Below are 16,892 nucleotides of genomic sequence, written 5' to 3' on the forward strand. Positions count from 1 at the left end.
AATTTTTGCTGAAATTTATTGTTTCGAAATTAAATAGAATACCATTATTTTTGTGTTTTGAAACGCTACCCTACTCAGACTCACTCAAATCAACTAAAATTATGCAAGAAGAAAAAACCAGGTATTCATCGGAGGAATTAAAGGAATTTGAAGAGCTCATTAAGGGAAAGCTTGATGCCACAATGAATGAGCTTAACTATATCAAAGGGGGACTTAGCAAGAAGAACGATAGTGGTACAGATAATACGGCCAGTACAGCCAAATCCATCGAAGACGGAGCGGATGCAAGCGAGCGTGAAAATTTGAGCCAGCTGGCTGCACGTTTACAGAAATATTCTATTCAGCTTGAAAATGCTCTGGTACGCATCAAAAACGGAACCTACGGAGTTTGTATTGATACAGGTAAACTGATACCGAAGGAGCGCCTTCGCATTGTACCGCATACACAGCAGACTATCGAAGCAAAACTGAGAAGAGCGAGCTGATAAACTTTTACTTAATTATAAAAAAGACAAGCATACCAATCCGTGTGCTTGTCTTTTTTGGTTTTGAAGGAATTTTAGTGCTTTTCTTCCTCCTCCCCCAAAACCTCCCTCAGAACCTCCATCAATCCTTCCGAAGGTTCCTGGCCTTTATTTTTGCTTTTAAAATATTCGTTAAACAATTTTTCAATACTTAATGACAGATCAATTTCTGCTGCATATTCCGTTTCATTAATTCGTTTGATCTGCGGGATTATCTGTATCAATCCGGCATGTGCTTCTGTTAGCCGTTTTTTGTCGGCTGCCTCCAGGTAATTGTCCGAAATGATCGTTAGTTCTACCAAATCATTTGAATGGTCATGCAGCCAGGAAATCGCTTCGTCAATAGTATCAAACTTGCCACGGCTTAATCTTTTTCCTGTTTTAAGTTCAATCGGTTTATAATTGATCAGCTTTCCGGCTTCTGCTTCAAGCAAAACCACATATTTGGTTTGATTTGCTTCTGAGAAACTATATGCCAGAGGGCTGCTCGAATAAATTACCGGTGGATCCTGATCTATGCGATGATAACGGTGCAAATGTCCCAATGCTACATAATGAACCTGCTTGGGGAAATTTTCAGAGTAAATGGCCTGAGCTCCGCCAATATGTAAAATAGGACGTTCTTCTTCCGGTTCTTCCTGTGGATCAGGGTCACCTTTTTTCATGACATACAAATGTGTTACCAATAAATTAAATCCCTTGTCGTCCAGGTATTTATCAGCCAGTTCCTGCCAGTGGTTTTGCAAATGTCCGCGTAATGCATCTTCGGAGTCTTCTGTTCCTAAAAATGTTTTCAGGCGCTGTTCATTAGCGTAAGGTGTGTGGATAATACGAAGCGGGAAATCACAATTCGGCAGATTTATTTCAACAAAACCCTTATCTGAATGGATAATCTCGACTTTGCCTTGTGTACAGAATTTTGGGACTTCCGAGTTTGGAAATCCAATGAAAATAATCCCGCAAACCCTTGCCAGTGCATCAGGAACGTGAATCCGCTCGGGCGAATCGTGGTTACCCGCAATAGCAATAACGGCCCGGCTGCCATTTGCCGACAGACGGTGTAAAGTTGTATAAAGTAATTCGGTTGCTTCAGACGAAGGGTTAAAATTATCAAACAGATCACCCGCTACAACGACAGCGTCTACATTTTCCGATTCAGCAATTTCACAGATTTCTGCCAGTACATGCCTCTGCTCTTCCAATCTGGAATAATTATCCAGCTTTTTACCAATATGCCAGTCAGCCGTGTGAAGGATTTTCATTGTGTGTTGTTAATTTAGCGAAAATAACATTTCATATTTTAAGAATTGACATATCTGGCCATCAGAAATAAAATCCATGCAGGCATACTTTGCTTTCAGCAGCGATTCAAAAGTTATATTATAATTGGGAGCATGATTTTAAGTTGGCTTCTTTTATTGAGTTGTAATAAGACGGAGTATAAAAATGAAAAAAGCGGGATAGCTATTTCATTCGACGACCATTTTATTAATGAATGGTATACGTTAAGGCCATTGTTGCAGAAATACAATGCAAAAGTTACTTTCTTTATTACCTGTAGTGACAGCCTGACACTGGATGAAATAACCAAATTAAAACAGCTTCGGAAAGACGGCCATGAAATTGGATTTCACGGGACCATTCATGGAAAATCAACTGAAATGATAGATGCTTTTGGCCCTCAGAAATATGCTGAAACCGAGCTTTTACCAGGGTTGAAATATATGTCTGATGCCGGGTTTTATCCGACCTCTTATGCGCATCCGGGCGGGAATCACAATGATCAGGTTGATTCAGTACTTTTAGCTAATGGCTTTAAAATTCTTCGCGACGTTGCTGTTTCGCGGCAAATACTGTTTGGAATACCACTGTATACTTTGGCTCCAAGAATAATGAACCGGATTTATTATGATTTTAATAACGAACAAAAAGTAGATGCACTATTGATTGATCAGGATTCGGGTGTTACTGAAAACGAAATACAGGATGCAGTTGTAAAAGCGAAAAATACAAATACCGCTTTGATGATATTTGGCCATAAGCCTTTATATACCAAACCCGGAAATGGAGAATATGGGTTTAATGTTTCGTTTTTGGAAACAATTTTAAAAGAAGCCAAAAAGCAGAATTTGAAGTTTTATACAATGACGGAATTGACTGAACATTAAGCTTATCATCTTCCAAAACGCTTATCCTTATAAGCCAGCAAAGGTTTTTCGAAATATGAATAAGAAAGCGAAGCAACTAGGACTGAGGCAATTAAAGTAAGTACATATATTGTGACCTGGTAACTACTTCCCGTAAATGCAGGAGCGTATCGCCGGAAAATGTTGATAAGCAGCACAATAACGAATACATGATAAATGTAAAGGCCATAAGAGATTTTTCCTATATGGTTCATGACCGGATTTTCAAGACTGATGATTGAATCAGGATTACAGGAAACATTCAAAACGAAAAAACCGAAAAAGACTGCGTAAACTTCCAGAAATCCAGTAAAATGCCATCCTGAAATGAATAAGATACCAAGTAATATATAGACAATAATTTGTGTGTCCTTACGGAAAATGAAATCCAGGATTTTTGTTTTCTGATGATAAATAAGCCATGCACAAAACCCTCCCAACGCCATAGTCTGAATCCTGAACTGGCCCAGAAAAGTACTTACAACGGCTTCTTCGACCTTTCTCGTTTCATCCAGAAAATACAGGCCAGCAAATAACATCAAAGCTGTGATGCTTAAAAAGAATAAAGTAATGGAAATTCTTTTTTTTGGATATTTGATCAGCCAGGGCCATAAATAATAAAACTGTTCTTCAACGCCAATTGACCAGGTTTGGGCGCACCAATAAGGAAGGTCATAAAGCACGAATGCAAAATTAGGAAGTACGAGCAGGAGTAAAGCTAAACGCTCTGTTACATGTACATTCAGCTTTTCATTCGTTCCCGGAAAATAAAGCAGATCAATATGTGGGAAAACAAAAAAAGATAATCCGATTATTAAAAAATAAACGGGCCAGATCCGAAATCCCCTGCGCAGGTAAAACTTTTTGGCGTCAACGTTTCCGAATCGGCCTCTTTCGTCCAGCAATAAATACGTAATTAAGAAACCGCTTAATACAAAAAATAAACCTACACCAAGCCTTCCGGCATGCTGGATGATGGGTAATTCGTAAATATTTGCAATACCGAAAGAATGCTTGGCTTGTTCCAGATGATGAAAAACGACTAATAGTGCGGCAATACAGCGTATGCCATTGAGATTGGGGAAGTAACGCTTTTCTTTCACTTAATTAATTCCGGATTTTTTACATCAAACCAGGTCATCCATTTTCCCTGTGCTTTCATTACCTGTTCAATAAGATCACGAACTGCGCCATAACCTCCATTTTTTGGAGAAATATAATCTGCTACGGCAAGAATTTCATTGGAAGAATCGGCAGGACAAGCACCTAAAACGTTGGTGTTCATTACTTCCCAGTCGGGCAGATCATCGCCCATAAACACAATTTCGTCTTCCGTCAGATTACGTTCGGCAATATATTCTTTAAAAACCGGCAATTTCCCATCGGCAGTAGTGCCCATCAGAATTTCTGTAACACCCAGATATTCCAGTCTTTTGCGGACACCTACCTGATTCTGGGCAGATAATATTGCGACACGATAACCCATTTTTATAGCTCGGTTGATCCCGTAGCCATCTTTGACGTCGAAGATACGGGGTTGCTCTCCGCTTTCAAGTGCAATTACGCTGCCATCAGTCATGACGCCATCCACATCAAAAATAAAAGTAGTAATACGCTTAAAGCGGTCGTTTATAGCAGCGTCCATGAATTGCTCAGTTTTTTGAATTTTGCAAAGATAGTCTAACTTTTTTCCTGACGAAGTCTCAGGCTTTCATTTTGAAATATGGCGGCTGCGGATTTTCTCTGTCATCAAACGATATATGTCCACCCATTCCAGATTAATTTCCTGTAAATATTCCAAATGACGGTTTGTTGTGGCCCAGTCACCACGCCGGGCCGGGCCGGTTTGTCCGGATGCAGGATCATCAGATTGGAAAGCTTTGTCAATTGTAGTTTGAATAATTGGCCTGAGCAAATCAAAATTTAAGTTTTCACGGGAAAGAATATCATGCGATACTCCCAACAAATGATTAGTAAAATTATTAGCAAATACAGCAGCTACATGTAAAATAAAACGCTCATCAGAATCCATTCGCGTTACATTATCGCTGATGCTCCGGGCAAGTTTTATGAGTTTATCCTCAATCAGCTCACTTTTGGATTCTATGCAAAGAGGCAGCTCTTTATAGTCCATTGGATATCCTTTTGTAAAAGTCTGTAATGGATAAAAAATGCCTGCATGTACATATACATCGCTGTATATTTCAATCAGACGCTGGAATTCAGCCAGTGATTTTGTACCGGATGTATGTACGACAATTGTTTTTTCGGGAAATACAATCTGCTGAATAACCTGATCCAGAGCATCATCCGAAATTGCCATAATAATAACTTCTGCTTCGCTTTCAGAAAAATTAAGGTCGGCCTGAACATTGGTATCGTATAGTTCGGAGGCGAGTTTACCAGCATTTTCGATGTTTCGGCTGTACACTTCACAGATCCAGTGACCAGCTTCTTCCAGTGCTTGTGCAAGATGCCAGGCAACATTTCCCGATCCGACGAAAGAGATTTTCATAAAACAGATTTTCTATTTGCTATCAAAAGTCATGCAATATTAACCATCCGTGTTCAATTAACTAACGGTGCAGTCTGTTCTGCAGAAGTAATTCCTGAAGGGAGTTCCATGATCCGCATATTACGAAAATGAATTTCGGCACCTTCTGCTTCCAGGCAGATGTATCCTTTTTTACGCTCAGATTCCCGCAGGCCGTTTACAAACTTACCATTTACAGATAATTTCACAGTACCATCCACACATACGACCACATACTTATTCCATTCTCCTTTGCCTTTGCAACGTTTTTCCAACGATTTACTACGCGTCCCTCTTGGGTTGTCAGGCACTGCCTTCATTCCCATGGTCGGAAATAGTTCGCCATGAACATAATCATCGGTGGCATTATGCTGTCGGGCGTAGTCCAGTTCGAGCATTTGTACTTCAATAGCTTTTGTAAGCGGATCATCCGGTTGAGGTGTGCCTTCACTCCAAATAAAAATACCCGAATTTCCACCTGCTTCCATGTGTTTCCATTCGACTTCCAGTATGAAATTTTCATACTGCCGGTCACTTCTCATTACCCCAATCGGTTTCCCGGAACAAACCAGTGTTCCGTTTTTTATTTTCCAGGTTTCCCTAGAAGTATTTACATCAATCCAGCCATCCAGATTCTTACCATTAAATAAAGGTTTGAATGCCAGTAGTTCGGATTTTTGGGCATAAGAGAAAGTGCTGAAAGCTGATAAACAAGCTAATAACACTAACGAATGAAAGTATTTAAACAGGAAGAATAAGCGATTCATACTTTAAGAATAAGCGATTTAAGGAAAAGAAGTTGGGACGATCAGAATTGTACCATACTAAAATAGCATATTTGCAATATCGTAAATCTTCGTGCTATGAATAATATATTACGATAAATTGATAGTTTTAATATTAAATTACTTCATCAACACACACTAATCTTTATGAAATGTCTGCAATTTTTCTGGATAATTGTATTATTTGGAACATCAACGGCTTATAGTCAAAATCAGCCACAAGCTACTGCCGGATTTGACATTGGAACCGGGTTCAATAACAATTCCACCGCGCCTTCAGTATTGTATCATGAAGAATTAAGCCTTCATAAACTGCCTTGGTTACGGGTAGGATTAGGAATAAGAGGCTGGGGATATTATTCAGGTTCGGCAAATTTGTATTCACAGAAAAACTCGGTTCCAATGGATACCCTGAAATACAGGAACATTTCGGCAACCGGACTTAGCTTCGTAATCGGAGCTAATGTGAGAGTCTGGAAGATAGATATAGGTGTCAACACAGATTTGGGAGGATTTGCTTTTGGATCAAAAAGGAAAGGTTTTTATTCCAAAAATCCTTCGGTTCAGGGTGACGGCGCAGCATACTACAATAAATTTGTTTCAACTTCTCCTGTTATTTTTAATTTCCTTCCATTGGCTTTTGCTAAAAATAGTGGTCAATCCGAAATATATGCAAGAATATGGGTTACCAGGAAACTGGGAGTAAAACTCGGGTATGTATATGGACGGGTTACTTATTTAACAAGAGAAGTTAATAGTAAAAAAGTTTATTTAGATAACAGGCAACGACACTTCTCCGAAACTTATGGAATGCCATATGCGGCACTTACATTCCCTTTACTTTAATACTTTTTATGAATTGAAGAAGTGTTTGTGCTTTACTCAGGCATGTTTTATTGGGTGATCATAGAATAAAATACAAACATCCTTAATTCAAATATCCTGCAAAATTGTCTCATAACGACACCAGGAGTATTAATTTCTCGACATACTTGTAATTCAAATTGTTAAACTCTATATTTGCACTCCCATTTTGCGATGGGACTGTCTAGTTACAGTGTAATTTATTGAAAATCAATTAAAAATTTTTGTTAATCGTGGATACGTTAAGCTACAAAACAGTCTCGGCGAACAAAAACACAGTAAACAAGGAATGGGTTGTTGTGGATGCTAAAGATGCGATTCTTGGTCGTTTGGCCAGTGAGGTTGCAAAAATGATCAGAGGCAAGCACAAAACAAGCTACACTCCTCATGTGGACTGTGGTGATAATGTTATCATTATCAACGCCGATAAAATTAAGTTGACAGGGAAAAAGATGACAGACAAAGTTTATGTTCGTCATACTGGTTATCCGGGAGGTCAGCGTTTTCAAACTCCCCGTGAGTTACTCGAAAAACACCCTGAACGTGTGATTGAGAAAGCCGTTAGAGGTATGCTTCCAAAGAATCGTTTGGGACGTCGTTTGTTCACCAATTTGTTCGTTTACGCTGCTGCAGAACATCCGCACAGCGCTCAGCAACCAAAAGAAATCCAGTTGTAATTCATGGAAGTTATCAACACAATAGGTAGAAGAAAAACAGCTATAGCTCGTATTTATATGACGCCAGGCAGTGGAGAGATCAAAGTAAACGGCCGCGATTATAAGGAATACTTCCCTTTCGAAGTACACCAGATCGTTCTTCAGCAGCCATTCGTAACTATTAGCGGTGCAAATGGTTATGATATCAAGGTTAATGTAAGAGGTGGTGGCGTAACAGGACAAGCGGAAGCAATCCGTATGGCTGTTGCACGCGCTTTGGTTGAATACAACGGAGAATTCCGTGGAGCACTTAAAAAAGAAGGATTTCTTACCCGTGACCCTCGTATGGTTGAACGTAAGAAATACGGACGTGCTAAGGCCCGTAGAAGATTCCAGTTCTCGAAACGTTAATAGTAGTTCAGAGTTAAAAGTTCAGAGCGGTCCGCCGCGGAGTTTAAAGTCAGTTTACTTTTAACTCAAAACTTAAAACTCATGAACTCAAAAAAGTCCAGACAGTACTTATCGTGCCCGATGTGCTGTGCTGCGTAAATAAAATTCTAAAATATTAAAACTTATTTGGCAATGGCACAAATAGAATATAAAGAACTATTGGAAGCAGGTGTCCATTTTGGTCACCTTACCCGTAAGTGGGATCCACGTATGGCTCCGTATATCTTCATGGAGAAAAACGGGATCCACATCATTGACCTGAACAAAACACTGAGCTGTGTTGAATCAGCTGAGGCTGCTTTGAAACAGATCGTTCGTTCAGGACGTAAGATCATGTTTGTTGCAACCAAAAAACAAGCGCAGGAAATCGTGACGGAAGAGGCAAAACGCCTTAAAATGCCTTACGTAACTGACCGCTGGTTAGGTGGTATGCTTACAAACTTTGGCACTATTCGCAAGTCTTTGAAAAAGATGCAGACTCTTGAAAAGATGCTGAAAGACGAAACCACGGTTAGCAATATAGCGAAAAGAGAACGCCTGATGCTTACACGTGAAAAGGACAAACTTGAAAGAGTGTTAGGTGGTGTAGCTGACTTAACCCGTCTTCCTGCTGCCCTTTTCATCGTTGATGTAAAACGCGAACACATTGCGGTTGCAGAAGCAAAAAGATTGAACATTCCAATTTTTGCAATCTGTGACACGAACTCAAACCCTGAATTGGTTGATTTCCCTATTCCAAGTAATGATGATGCTTACAAAGCAATTTCATTGATCACTTTGGCAATTGGAAAAGCAATTGAAGAAGGTTTGATGGAACGCAAACAAGATAAAGACGATCAGCGTATGGTTGAGGAAGAAGAAGCAAAACGTCAGGTTGATAAAGGCAATGAAGCAACAGCTTCAGCCGCTACAGCTCCTGATGTTGACGCTGGTGTTGCAGCTGAAAGTGATGCAGAGTAAATAAGGGCGATATAATCCGGATTGTAAAATCCTTTTGTATCTAAATAGATAATATTTAAGAGTAGCCCATAGCCATTTGCTATGGGCTATAGTTTTTTTGAAAGAAGAATAAATTCATATTAAATCGAATCATGGCAATTACCGCTCAAGATGTAAATAAACTCCGCCAAATGACAGGCGCGGGCATGATGGATTGTAAAAAAGCACTTCAGGAAGCTGAGGGTGATTTTGACAAAGCCGTTGATGTTTTACGTAAACAAGGACAAAAAGTAGCTGCAAAACGTGCTGATAATGCTGTTGCAGAAGGAACTGTTCTTATCAAGATCAGTGCTAATGGCACAAATGGTAAACTGGTGGCTTTGGCTTGCGAAACCGAACCGGTTTCAAACGTTGAAGACTTCAAACTTCTTGCACAAAGTATTTTGGATAAAGCTGTTGAAGCTGATATTCAGGATAAAGAAACATTGCTTTCCTCTACTTTGGCAGATGGCCGTCCGGTAAGCGAACATATCATGGACCTGGTTGGTAAATTGGGCGAAAAGCTTGAAATTACTGCTTACGAAAACGTGACTGCGGATAAGGTTGTTCCTTACGTTCACTCTAATGGTAAATTAGGCGTTCTGGTTGCATTTGAAGGTGCAGCGGGTGTAGATGTAAGCGAACTGGGCAAAGATGTAGCTATGCAGATTGCTGCAATGAAACCAATTGCTCTGGATAAAAATGAAGTAGATTCTGCTACCATCGAACGCGAAATCGAAGTAGGTAAAGAGCAGGCAAGAGCAGAAGGCAAACCGGAAACGATGCTAGAAAAAATTGCACAAGGAAAATTACAGAAATTCTACAAAGACAATACACTATTGAATCAGGAATTCGTAAAAGATTCGTCTTTGACCATACGTCAGCTTTTGGAAAAAACATCAAAAGATTTGAGCGTTAAATCCTTTAAGCGTATAGCGATAGGAGCTTAAAAATTATCTGTTAAAAATATATTATACGTAACGCCTGGTATCTGTTTGTATACCAGGCGTTGTTTTGTAATATTGGTATAAAATACCCGAAAAACTCTCAAATTTTATTCTACTCGCGGTTACTTTTTGATATCATGACGGTCAAAACACTTGTAAATGATTATGCGAAGCATAATTTAACGGATGAAGAATTAGTTAAGCTCTTTGTAGAAACCCAGGAGAACAGGCACTTTGAAAAACTTTACGAAAGATATTCGGATAAAGTTTATCATAAGTGCTTATCATTCGTGAAAGACATTGCCAGGGCGGAAGACCTGACACATGATATCTTTTTGAAGCTGATTTTTAAGCTGGGTACTTTCAAAGAGGATGCTAAGTTTTCTACATGGTTATATTCGATTACATACAATCATTGTATGGATCAGCTTCGAACTAATAAGAAAAGAGGCGAAGTTTTGCAGGATGAACTTATGGAAGTGCCGGATGATGTGGACTTAAATAACCTTTTTGATGGAGATGATATCCAGGCAAAAAACCTGAAGACTGCTTTGGATCAGCTGAACGTGGAAGAGAAAGGTGTTTTGTTTATGAAGTACATGGATAACATGAGCATCAGAGACATAGCTGATATATTCAATGTTACTGAGAGCGCTATTAAAATGCGTTTGTTAAGGTCCCGGGAGAAACTCCGTAAAAAATATCTGGAAACAATTATTTTCTTTGGAATCCTGGCGGTTAAGATGTTTGAGTTATTAAAAAACCTGATTTAATTGATGAAATATGCCAACAGGAAATTCAATATTTAAGGAGCTGGAACCTCAGGATAAGGTTCCTGAATATTTGAAACACGCTTTGGTAGCAGAAGTAGATTCCATTCGCAATACAATGCAGGTAGTGACACATTTTACTGAACAGTTATTATCCTCATTAAGTATATGCTTGTCGGTTTATGCAAATGAAGAGCCCAATTGATTAACACACTTACTGAACAACAATGAATAGCCTTCCTAATATATCGGAAATATTAAAAAATATCTTTGGCGCGCTAATTGGCCAATTCGTTGATTTTGTACCAAGGGTTGTAGGGTGCCTGTTTATTTTAGGAGTTGGCTATCTGGTAGCCAAAGGTGTCAAAATTATCATCAAACAGGTACTAAGTAAAATTGGGTTTGACAGAATTGGTGAAAAGTTAAATGAAATAGGAATTATCAAGCAACTGAAAACAGAAATTTCACTTAGTGATATCGTTGCTAAAATCTTGTATTATTACATTCTTCTGATATTTTTAACCCTTGCTGCTGATAAACTGGGTGTAGATACCATTACTAATATGGTACTGTCCCTGGTGAATTTTATTCCGAAGCTAATTGCCGGTGCGATCATGCTGCAAATAGGGATTATGCTCTCTGATGCAATCAAAACGGCAGTAATGGCACTTTGCAAATCATTTAACATTGCAGCGGCTAAACTTATCGGTAACATTGCCTTCATTTTTTTTCTTATTATCACTTTCATTACCGCACTCGGGCAAATAGGAATTGAAACTGCACTTTTAGAATCAAGCTTTCTTCTAATTATTGGTGGCGTAATTATCGCTTTTGCGATCGGATATGGTATTGCTTCCCGTGATATTCTTGCCAATATTATTTCTTCCTTTTACAGCCGGAAAAATTACAGAGAAGGACAGGTAATTAAGATTGGTGAGGTGAAAGGAGTTATTACCAAAATTGACAATACTTCGATAACTATCGTAAATGATTCTTCAACTACCATAGTTCCTCTTCAGCTCTTCCAGACTAAACTGGTCGAAATTTTTAATTAAGTATATTCAAAGCAGTTATTTTTAAAATGAGTAAATTTTTCAAACTAAGTTTAATTTTTATTGTACTTGTATTAGGAAACACAAGTGGGTTTGCACAAGGTAATGCTGATTTACAAAAGCAGATTGATTTAAAAAATGCATTAAGTGCCAGTCGTTTAAAAGCTGAAAAGGATACAACCTGGCGAAAAATAGAATTTGGAGCTAATCTCAACCAAGGGTCGTTCAGCTCTAACTGGACTGGTGGTGGTGTGAATTCGGTAGCGTTAGGATTATTTTTTAATGCTTTATCTGAAATGAAAAAAGGGAAAGATTCCTGGCGTAATGATTTTCAGTCTCAATATGGAGTAGTTAGAAATAAAGGCCAGCAAAGCCGCAAAAATGTAGACCGGATTTTTTTTGATTCAAAGTATAACCGGGAATTATCAAAAAAATGGAGCTTGTTTGGTAACGTGAACTTTCTGTCCCAGTTTGCCAATGGCTACGAGTACCCGGAAACGACAAATCTTGATTCGGTAAATTACAAGAAAAAAGTCTCAGGTTTTTTTGCTCCTGCTTATCTGACAGAAGCAATTGGTATTGAATTTAAGCCGGTTTCCTATTTCTTTTTGGATTTCGCACCAGGCGCGTTACGTCAGACTATTGTAACTGATAAAAACCTGTACCTGACAATGCCCTTAAATTATGGAGTTGAAATAGGAAAGCGTGTCCGCAATGAAGTTGGGATTATTCAGTTGGTAGCAAACTTTGATAAAGACATTGCCAAGGATATTAATTTTAAGTTCAGGTACCTGCTTTATACTTCCTATGCCAAAAACCAGACAACGCGTGAGCGTGAACTAAATGCCGATCATCGTCTGGATGCTACAATTACCGCCAAAATTGCAAAATATTTTAATGTTAACCTTGGTGCAATTGTAATTTACGATAAAGACCAGAGTAACAAAGTTCAGTTTGCACAGGGACTGAGCGTCGGATTTTTGTATTCTTTTAAATAATTTTTCCACTAAACATTTTAAACATCATGCTTCAGGAATTTAAAACTTTTATTGCCAAAGGAAACGTATTGGATCTGGCAGTTGGTGTGGTCATTGGTGCTGCATTCGGGAAGATCACCACTTCTCTTGTGGAAGATATCATTAATCCTATTTTAGGATTGATAATTGGCGGTGTGGATTTTACACAATTGAAAGTGGTACTTAAAGAAGCAGTTGGTGAAACACCGGAAGTTGCTATTAAATACGGTAATTTCATTCAGGTATTGATCCAGTTCATTATCATTGCATGGGTTATTTTTTTAATAGTAAAATTGGCCAACAAGCTAAGATTATCTGAGCCAAAGAAGGAATAAAACGTATAGGGATTAGTTCCGGTTAAAGTTTCAGTTATGGAGATGTGCATTTTTTAAGTCTGTAAATTTTTAGTTTCTGGACTGCCAAAGTTCCATTGAAAAAGATTTACCTTCGTTGTTTACACTTTATAACTTGTTAATATACATACTGTGTCTAATAAATTAGTCGTTTTGGGTGGGGGTGAAAGTGGCGTTGGTGCAGCAATCCTTGGTAAATCCAAAGGTTTTGATGTCTTTTTATCAGATCGGAACCAGCTGCAAGACAAATACAGGGAAGAGCTGATTATAAGAAATATTGCTTTTGAAGAAGGAAAACATACTGAATCAAATATCTTAGAGGCTGATCTGATCGTAAAAAGTCCTGGCATTCCCGATACGGTCCCTTTAATTATCGGATTAAAAAATAAAGGAATACCTGTTATCTCAGAAATTGAATTTGCTTCCCGCTACACTACGGCAAAATTAATTGCGATTACTGGCAGCAATGGGAAAACCACAACCACATTACTGGCTTATCATCTACTTGTAACGGCTGGATTAAGCGTTGGACTGGCAGGTAATATTGGTGAAAGTTTTGCCTGGCAAGTAGCGGAAAAGCAATTTGATTATTACGTTTTGGAAGTCAGCAGTTTCCAGCTGGATAATATAATAGACTTCCGCCCTGATATTGCTGTACTGCTCAATATAACTCCTGATCATTTGGATCGTTACGGATATTCTTTTCAGAATTACGTCGATTCTAAATTTAATATCATCCGGAATCAGACTGAACATGACAATTTTATATTCTTCGATGATAGTGAAATTATTTTAGAAGAATTTAAAAAACGTGAGATAAAGGCATCAAAATGGGGGATCTCAATTGATCATGTATTAAAAGAAGGGGCTTATCTTAATAAACAAAACCTGGTAAGTGATTGCAGAGGACTGTCATTTATTCAGGATTATTCTGAACTTCCAATCAAAGGGCCACACAATGCGATCAATGCAATGGCAGCGATCCTGATTGCCCAATTAAGCAATGTTAATCCGGTAAAAATTAAAGCGGGGTTGTTGTCCTTTACTAATGCTCCACATCGCCTGGAACAAGTTGCAGTGCTTAATCAAGTAACCTATGTAAATGACTCCAAGGCTACTAACGTCGATTCTGTTTTTTATGCATTGGGAAGCTTTTCACAACCGGTAATTCTGATCGCAGGCGGAGTAGATAAAGGGAATGATTACACCCAAATCGAACAATTAGTCCGCGAAAAAGTGAAGGGACTAATCATCCTGAGTATTAAATATGAGAAATTAAGAGAGTTTTTTTATGATATAGTTCCACAACTTTACGTTACCCAGGATATACAGGATGCTGTAAACAAAGCACAAGAGTGGAGTAAGGCGGGAGATATAGTACTGCTTTCGCCGGCATGCGCCAGTTTTGATCTTTTTAAAAACTATGAAGATAGGGGCGATAAATTTAAAACAGCCGTTCGTAATTTAGTTATTTAATACATAACTTACTCGCTAACAAATAATTGGAATTCAAAATGAACTTCTTGCTAAAATCAAGAGAAGAAACGCAGGCATGGTTCACCAGAAATCTGAAAGGTGATCCGTGGATTTGGGGTATAAGCATATTTATGTTACTTTGGAGTATCCTGGTAGTATATAGTGCAAGTGTAAAAGATGCATATAGCCTGAATAACGGAAATACAGAACATTATCTCTATAAGCATGCCCTTTTATGCTTTTGTTCCTTATTGGTTATGTTTTTTGTCCACCGGATACCATACATTAAATTTGTATATGTAACCCGCCTGGCAGTATGGAGTTCTATTTTTCTGCTTGGTTTTACGATGTTCTTTGGTACGTCGGTTAATGATGCTTCAAGATGGATTGAAATACCTGTGATCGGGCAACGTTTTCAGCCTTCGGAATGGGCAAAGGTGGCATTGATTGCACATTTGTCATTGATACTGGCGCGGCACATTAAAGGCGGCTGGAATACAAGGGAATTGTTTATGGAGCCCTTGGCATTAGTTGGCCTGGTCTGCGGCTTAATTTTTACGAGTAATGTTTCTACCGCCGTTATGCTCGCTGGAATTTGTTTTTTGCTGATGTTCGTAGGAAAAGTGCCACTTCATTATTTGCTTTTTACAGCATTGGGCCTGGTATTTTTTGCAACACTGGCAATTCTTCTTAATTCCACGCAAAGGTCAGGAACTGCCCAAAACCGGATATCTGCTTTTTTTGATAAAGATGTGGTTGTATATCAATCTCAACAGTCATATATGGCTATGGCAAGAGGAGGTTTATATGGTGAAGGTGTTTCTAAAAGCCGTCAGAGACGTTTCTTGCCGGAACCGCAAAAGGACTTTATTTTCGCCGTTGCAGTGGAAGAGTATGGAACGTTAGGAGGTACTCTACTTATTTGTTTGTATCTTATTCTTTTATATAGAGGTCTTAAGGCAATAGAAGCCACAAAGCGGCCTTTTGGAGGTTTGTTATCTGCTGGTCTGACATTCATAGTAGTAAGCCAGGCTTTTTCAGCGATGGCTGTAACTGTCGGATTGGTTCCGGTAACCGGGCAGACGTTACCTTTCTTTAGTCAGGGAGGTACTTCTTTGCTTTTTACAGGAATTGCAATGGGAATGATATTAAGTGTGAGCAGAGGAGAAAAAATGGACGAAAAGAGGATATAGTACCAGAATGTCGAAACGAATTATTATTAGTGGAGGAGGTACTGGCGGACATATTTATCCGGCAATTGCTATTGCAAAAGCCTTGCAGAAAGAAGAGCCTGATACGGAAATCCTGTTTGTAGGTGCTTTGGGTAAAATGGAAATGGAAAAAGTACCACGTGCCGGTTACCGGATCATTGGTTTACCGATAGTTGGTATAAAAAGAGAAATTACGCTCGACAACCTTGCTTTTCCTTTAAAACTTGCGGGCAGCCTGTTAAAAGCCAGAGCTATTATAAAAGAATTTAAACCGGATGCCGCCGTTGGAGTTGGAGGATTTGCCAGCGGGCCTTTACTGATGATGGCATCTTTGCAGGGAATCCCGACACTGATACAGGAGCAAAATTCTTATGCGGGTATTACCAACAAATGGTTGGCAAAAAAAGCATCCAAAATATGTGTTGCTTATCCCGGGATGGAAGCTTTTTTTCCAAAAGAAAAACTGGTTATGTTAGGGAATCCTGTCAGAAGTGATATTGTGGATGTGTCATCTAAAAGAAAGCAGGGATTGCTTCATTTTGGATTTACTGAGAAATCTAAAACGTTGTTTGTGATGGGTGGAAGCCTGGGCGCAAAATCTATAAATGAAAGTGTTGACGCCGGGATTAAAGAATTGACCGATGCTGGTTATCAGGTTCTGTGGCAAACGGGTAAAGGGTTTATTGACCAGGCAAATGAAACAATTTCACGTCTTGGAACAGACAAGGTCAAGGCTTTTGAATTTATATATGAAATGGATCTGGCATATGCCGTTGCGGATGTCGTTATTTCAAGAGCAGGTGCATTGTCGGTGTCGGAATTATGTCTGGCTGCAAAGCCCGCAATTTTGGTTCCTTATCCGGCAGCAGCAGAAGATCATCAGACAAAAAATGCATTAAACCTGCTTGAAAGCAATGCGGCAATAATGATAAAAGATCATCAGACCCGAAAAGATCTTATACCTGCAGCGATGGATCTGCTTATTGATATTGTGAAACAGGAAGATCTTAAAATGAATATCAAGAAACTGGCAAAACCGACGGCTGCTGACGACATTGCACTGGAAGTTTTGAAATTAATTAAACTGTAAA

At 38.9% G+C, this 16,892-nt stretch carries 20 protein-coding genes; 15 read left to right on the forward strand and 5 right to left on the reverse strand.

Annotated elements, in window-relative coordinates; genetic code table 11:
* Positions 1–98: 98 nt before the first annotated feature.
* Positions 99–485: a TraR/DksA C4-type zinc finger protein gene (locus tag KZC02_RS17265; RefSeq protein ID WP_221395092.1), complete on the forward strand. Its 387-nt coding sequence runs from the start codon at positions 99–101 to the stop codon at positions 483–485.
* A gap of 74 nt (positions 486–559) precedes the next feature.
* Here the strand turns inward: KZC02_RS17265 and KZC02_RS17270 are convergent, their stop codons facing one another.
* Positions 560–1,786: an exonuclease subunit SbcD gene (locus KZC02_RS17270; protein WP_221389851.1), complete on the reverse strand. Its 1,227-nt coding sequence runs from the start codon at positions 1,784–1,786 to the stop codon at positions 560–562.
* Between the two features lie 132 nt (positions 1,787–1,918).
* On the opposite strand from KZC02_RS17270, the gene KZC02_RS17275 reads away from it, so the two are divergent.
* Positions 1,919–2,692, forward strand: a complete 774-nt coding sequence (locus tag KZC02_RS17275; RefSeq protein WP_221389852.1) for a polysaccharide deacetylase family protein — start codon at positions 1,919–1,921, stop codon at positions 2,690–2,692.
* 5 nt (positions 2,693–2,697) lie between these two features.
* Here KZC02_RS17275 and KZC02_RS17280 read toward each other — a convergent pair whose 3' ends face one another.
* From KZC02_RS17280 to KZC02_RS17295, 4 genes are all read right to left on the reverse strand, one after another.
* On the reverse strand, positions 2,698–3,813 hold the full coding sequence (locus KZC02_RS17280) for an acyltransferase (RefSeq protein WP_221389853.1): 1,116 nt from the start codon (positions 3,811–3,813) through the stop codon (positions 2,698–2,700).
* On the reverse strand, positions 3,810–4,355 hold the full coding sequence (locus tag KZC02_RS17285; RefSeq protein ID WP_221389854.1) for an HAD family hydrolase: 546 nt from the start codon (positions 4,353–4,355) through the stop codon (positions 3,810–3,812). The genes KZC02_RS17280 and KZC02_RS17285 overlap by 4 nt, the downstream gene beginning before the upstream one ends.
* Before the next feature lie 66 nt (positions 4,356–4,421).
* A complete protein-coding gene (locus tag KZC02_RS17290) occupies positions 4,422–5,225 on the reverse strand; it encodes a Rossmann-like and DUF2520 domain-containing protein (RefSeq protein WP_221389855.1) in 804 nt (267 codons plus the stop codon).
* A 53-nt stretch (positions 5,226–5,278) separates the two neighbouring features.
* On the reverse strand, positions 5,279–6,010 hold the full coding sequence (locus tag KZC02_RS17295; RefSeq protein WP_229253646.1) for a DUF1080 domain-containing protein: 732 nt from the start codon (positions 6,008–6,010) through the stop codon (positions 5,279–5,281).
* A 165-nt stretch (positions 6,011–6,175) separates the two neighbouring features.
* Between KZC02_RS17295 and KZC02_RS17300 the strand changes: the two genes are divergently transcribed.
* From KZC02_RS17300 to murG, 13 genes are all read left to right on the forward strand, one after another.
* Positions 6,176–6,874, forward strand: coding sequence for a hypothetical protein (locus KZC02_RS17300; protein ID WP_221389856.1), 699 nt, complete (start codon positions 6,176–6,178; stop codon positions 6,872–6,874).
* A 251-nt stretch (positions 6,875–7,125) separates the two neighbouring features.
* Entirely contained in the window at positions 7,126–7,569 is a 444-nt protein-coding gene (rplM, locus tag KZC02_RS17305) for a 50S ribosomal protein L13 (RefSeq protein WP_221389857.1), read from the forward strand.
* 3 nt (positions 7,570–7,572) lie between these two features.
* Positions 7,573–7,959 carry a 30S ribosomal protein S9 gene (rpsI, locus tag KZC02_RS17310; RefSeq protein ID WP_221389858.1) on the forward strand — a complete coding sequence of 129 codons (387 nt, stop codon included), beginning with the start codon at positions 7,573–7,575 and terminating at the stop codon, positions 7,957–7,959.
* Positions 7,960–8,130: 171 nt separating this feature from the next.
* Positions 8,131–8,958, forward strand: coding sequence for a 30S ribosomal protein S2 (rpsB, locus tag KZC02_RS17315; RefSeq protein ID WP_229253647.1), 828 nt, complete (start codon positions 8,131–8,133; stop codon positions 8,956–8,958).
* Between the two features lie 131 nt (positions 8,959–9,089).
* Positions 9,090–9,926, forward strand: coding sequence for a translation elongation factor Ts (gene tsf, locus KZC02_RS17320; protein ID WP_221389859.1), 837 nt, complete (start codon positions 9,090–9,092; stop codon positions 9,924–9,926).
* A 134-nt stretch (positions 9,927–10,060) separates the two neighbouring features.
* Entirely contained in the window at positions 10,061–10,696 is a 636-nt protein-coding gene (locus KZC02_RS17325; RefSeq protein ID WP_221389860.1) for an RNA polymerase sigma factor, read from the forward strand.
* Between the two features lie 10 nt (positions 10,697–10,706).
* Entirely contained in the window at positions 10,707–10,898 is a 192-nt protein-coding gene (locus KZC02_RS17330) for a hypothetical protein (RefSeq protein ID WP_221389861.1), read from the forward strand.
* A 22-nt stretch (positions 10,899–10,920) separates the two neighbouring features.
* Positions 10,921–11,748 carry a mechanosensitive ion channel family protein gene (locus tag KZC02_RS17335; RefSeq protein WP_221389862.1) on the forward strand — a complete coding sequence of 276 codons (828 nt, stop codon included), beginning with the start codon at positions 10,921–10,923 and terminating at the stop codon, positions 11,746–11,748.
* Between the two features lie 26 nt (positions 11,749–11,774).
* Positions 11,775–12,743 carry a DUF3078 domain-containing protein gene (locus tag KZC02_RS17340; protein ID WP_221389863.1) on the forward strand — a complete coding sequence of 323 codons (969 nt, stop codon included), beginning with the start codon at positions 11,775–11,777 and terminating at the stop codon, positions 12,741–12,743.
* 26 nt (positions 12,744–12,769) lie between these two features.
* Entirely contained in the window at positions 12,770–13,096 is a 327-nt protein-coding gene (mscL, locus tag KZC02_RS17345; RefSeq protein ID WP_221389864.1) for a large-conductance mechanosensitive channel protein MscL, read from the forward strand.
* A gap of 150 nt (positions 13,097–13,246) precedes the next feature.
* Positions 13,247–14,590 carry a UDP-N-acetylmuramoyl-L-alanine--D-glutamate ligase gene (murD, locus tag KZC02_RS17350; RefSeq protein ID WP_221389865.1) on the forward strand — a complete coding sequence of 448 codons (1,344 nt, stop codon included), beginning with the start codon at positions 13,247–13,249 and terminating at the stop codon, positions 14,588–14,590.
* A 38-nt stretch (positions 14,591–14,628) separates the two neighbouring features.
* Positions 14,629–15,783 (forward strand): FtsW/RodA/SpoVE family cell cycle protein, encoded by a 1,155-nt coding sequence (locus KZC02_RS17355; RefSeq protein WP_221389866.1) that lies wholly within the window; start codon positions 14,629–14,631, stop codon positions 15,781–15,783.
* A gap of 7 nt (positions 15,784–15,790) precedes the next feature.
* Entirely contained in the window at positions 15,791–16,891 is a 1,101-nt protein-coding gene (gene murG / locus KZC02_RS17360; RefSeq protein WP_221389867.1) for an undecaprenyldiphospho-muramoylpentapeptide beta-N-acetylglucosaminyltransferase, read from the forward strand.
* The last annotated feature ends 1 nt before the right edge of the window (position 16,892 follow it).

The organism is Dyadobacter sp. NIV53, assembly GCF_019711195.1.
Taxonomy (GTDB): domain Bacteria; phylum Bacteroidota; class Bacteroidia; order Cytophagales; family Spirosomataceae; genus Dyadobacter.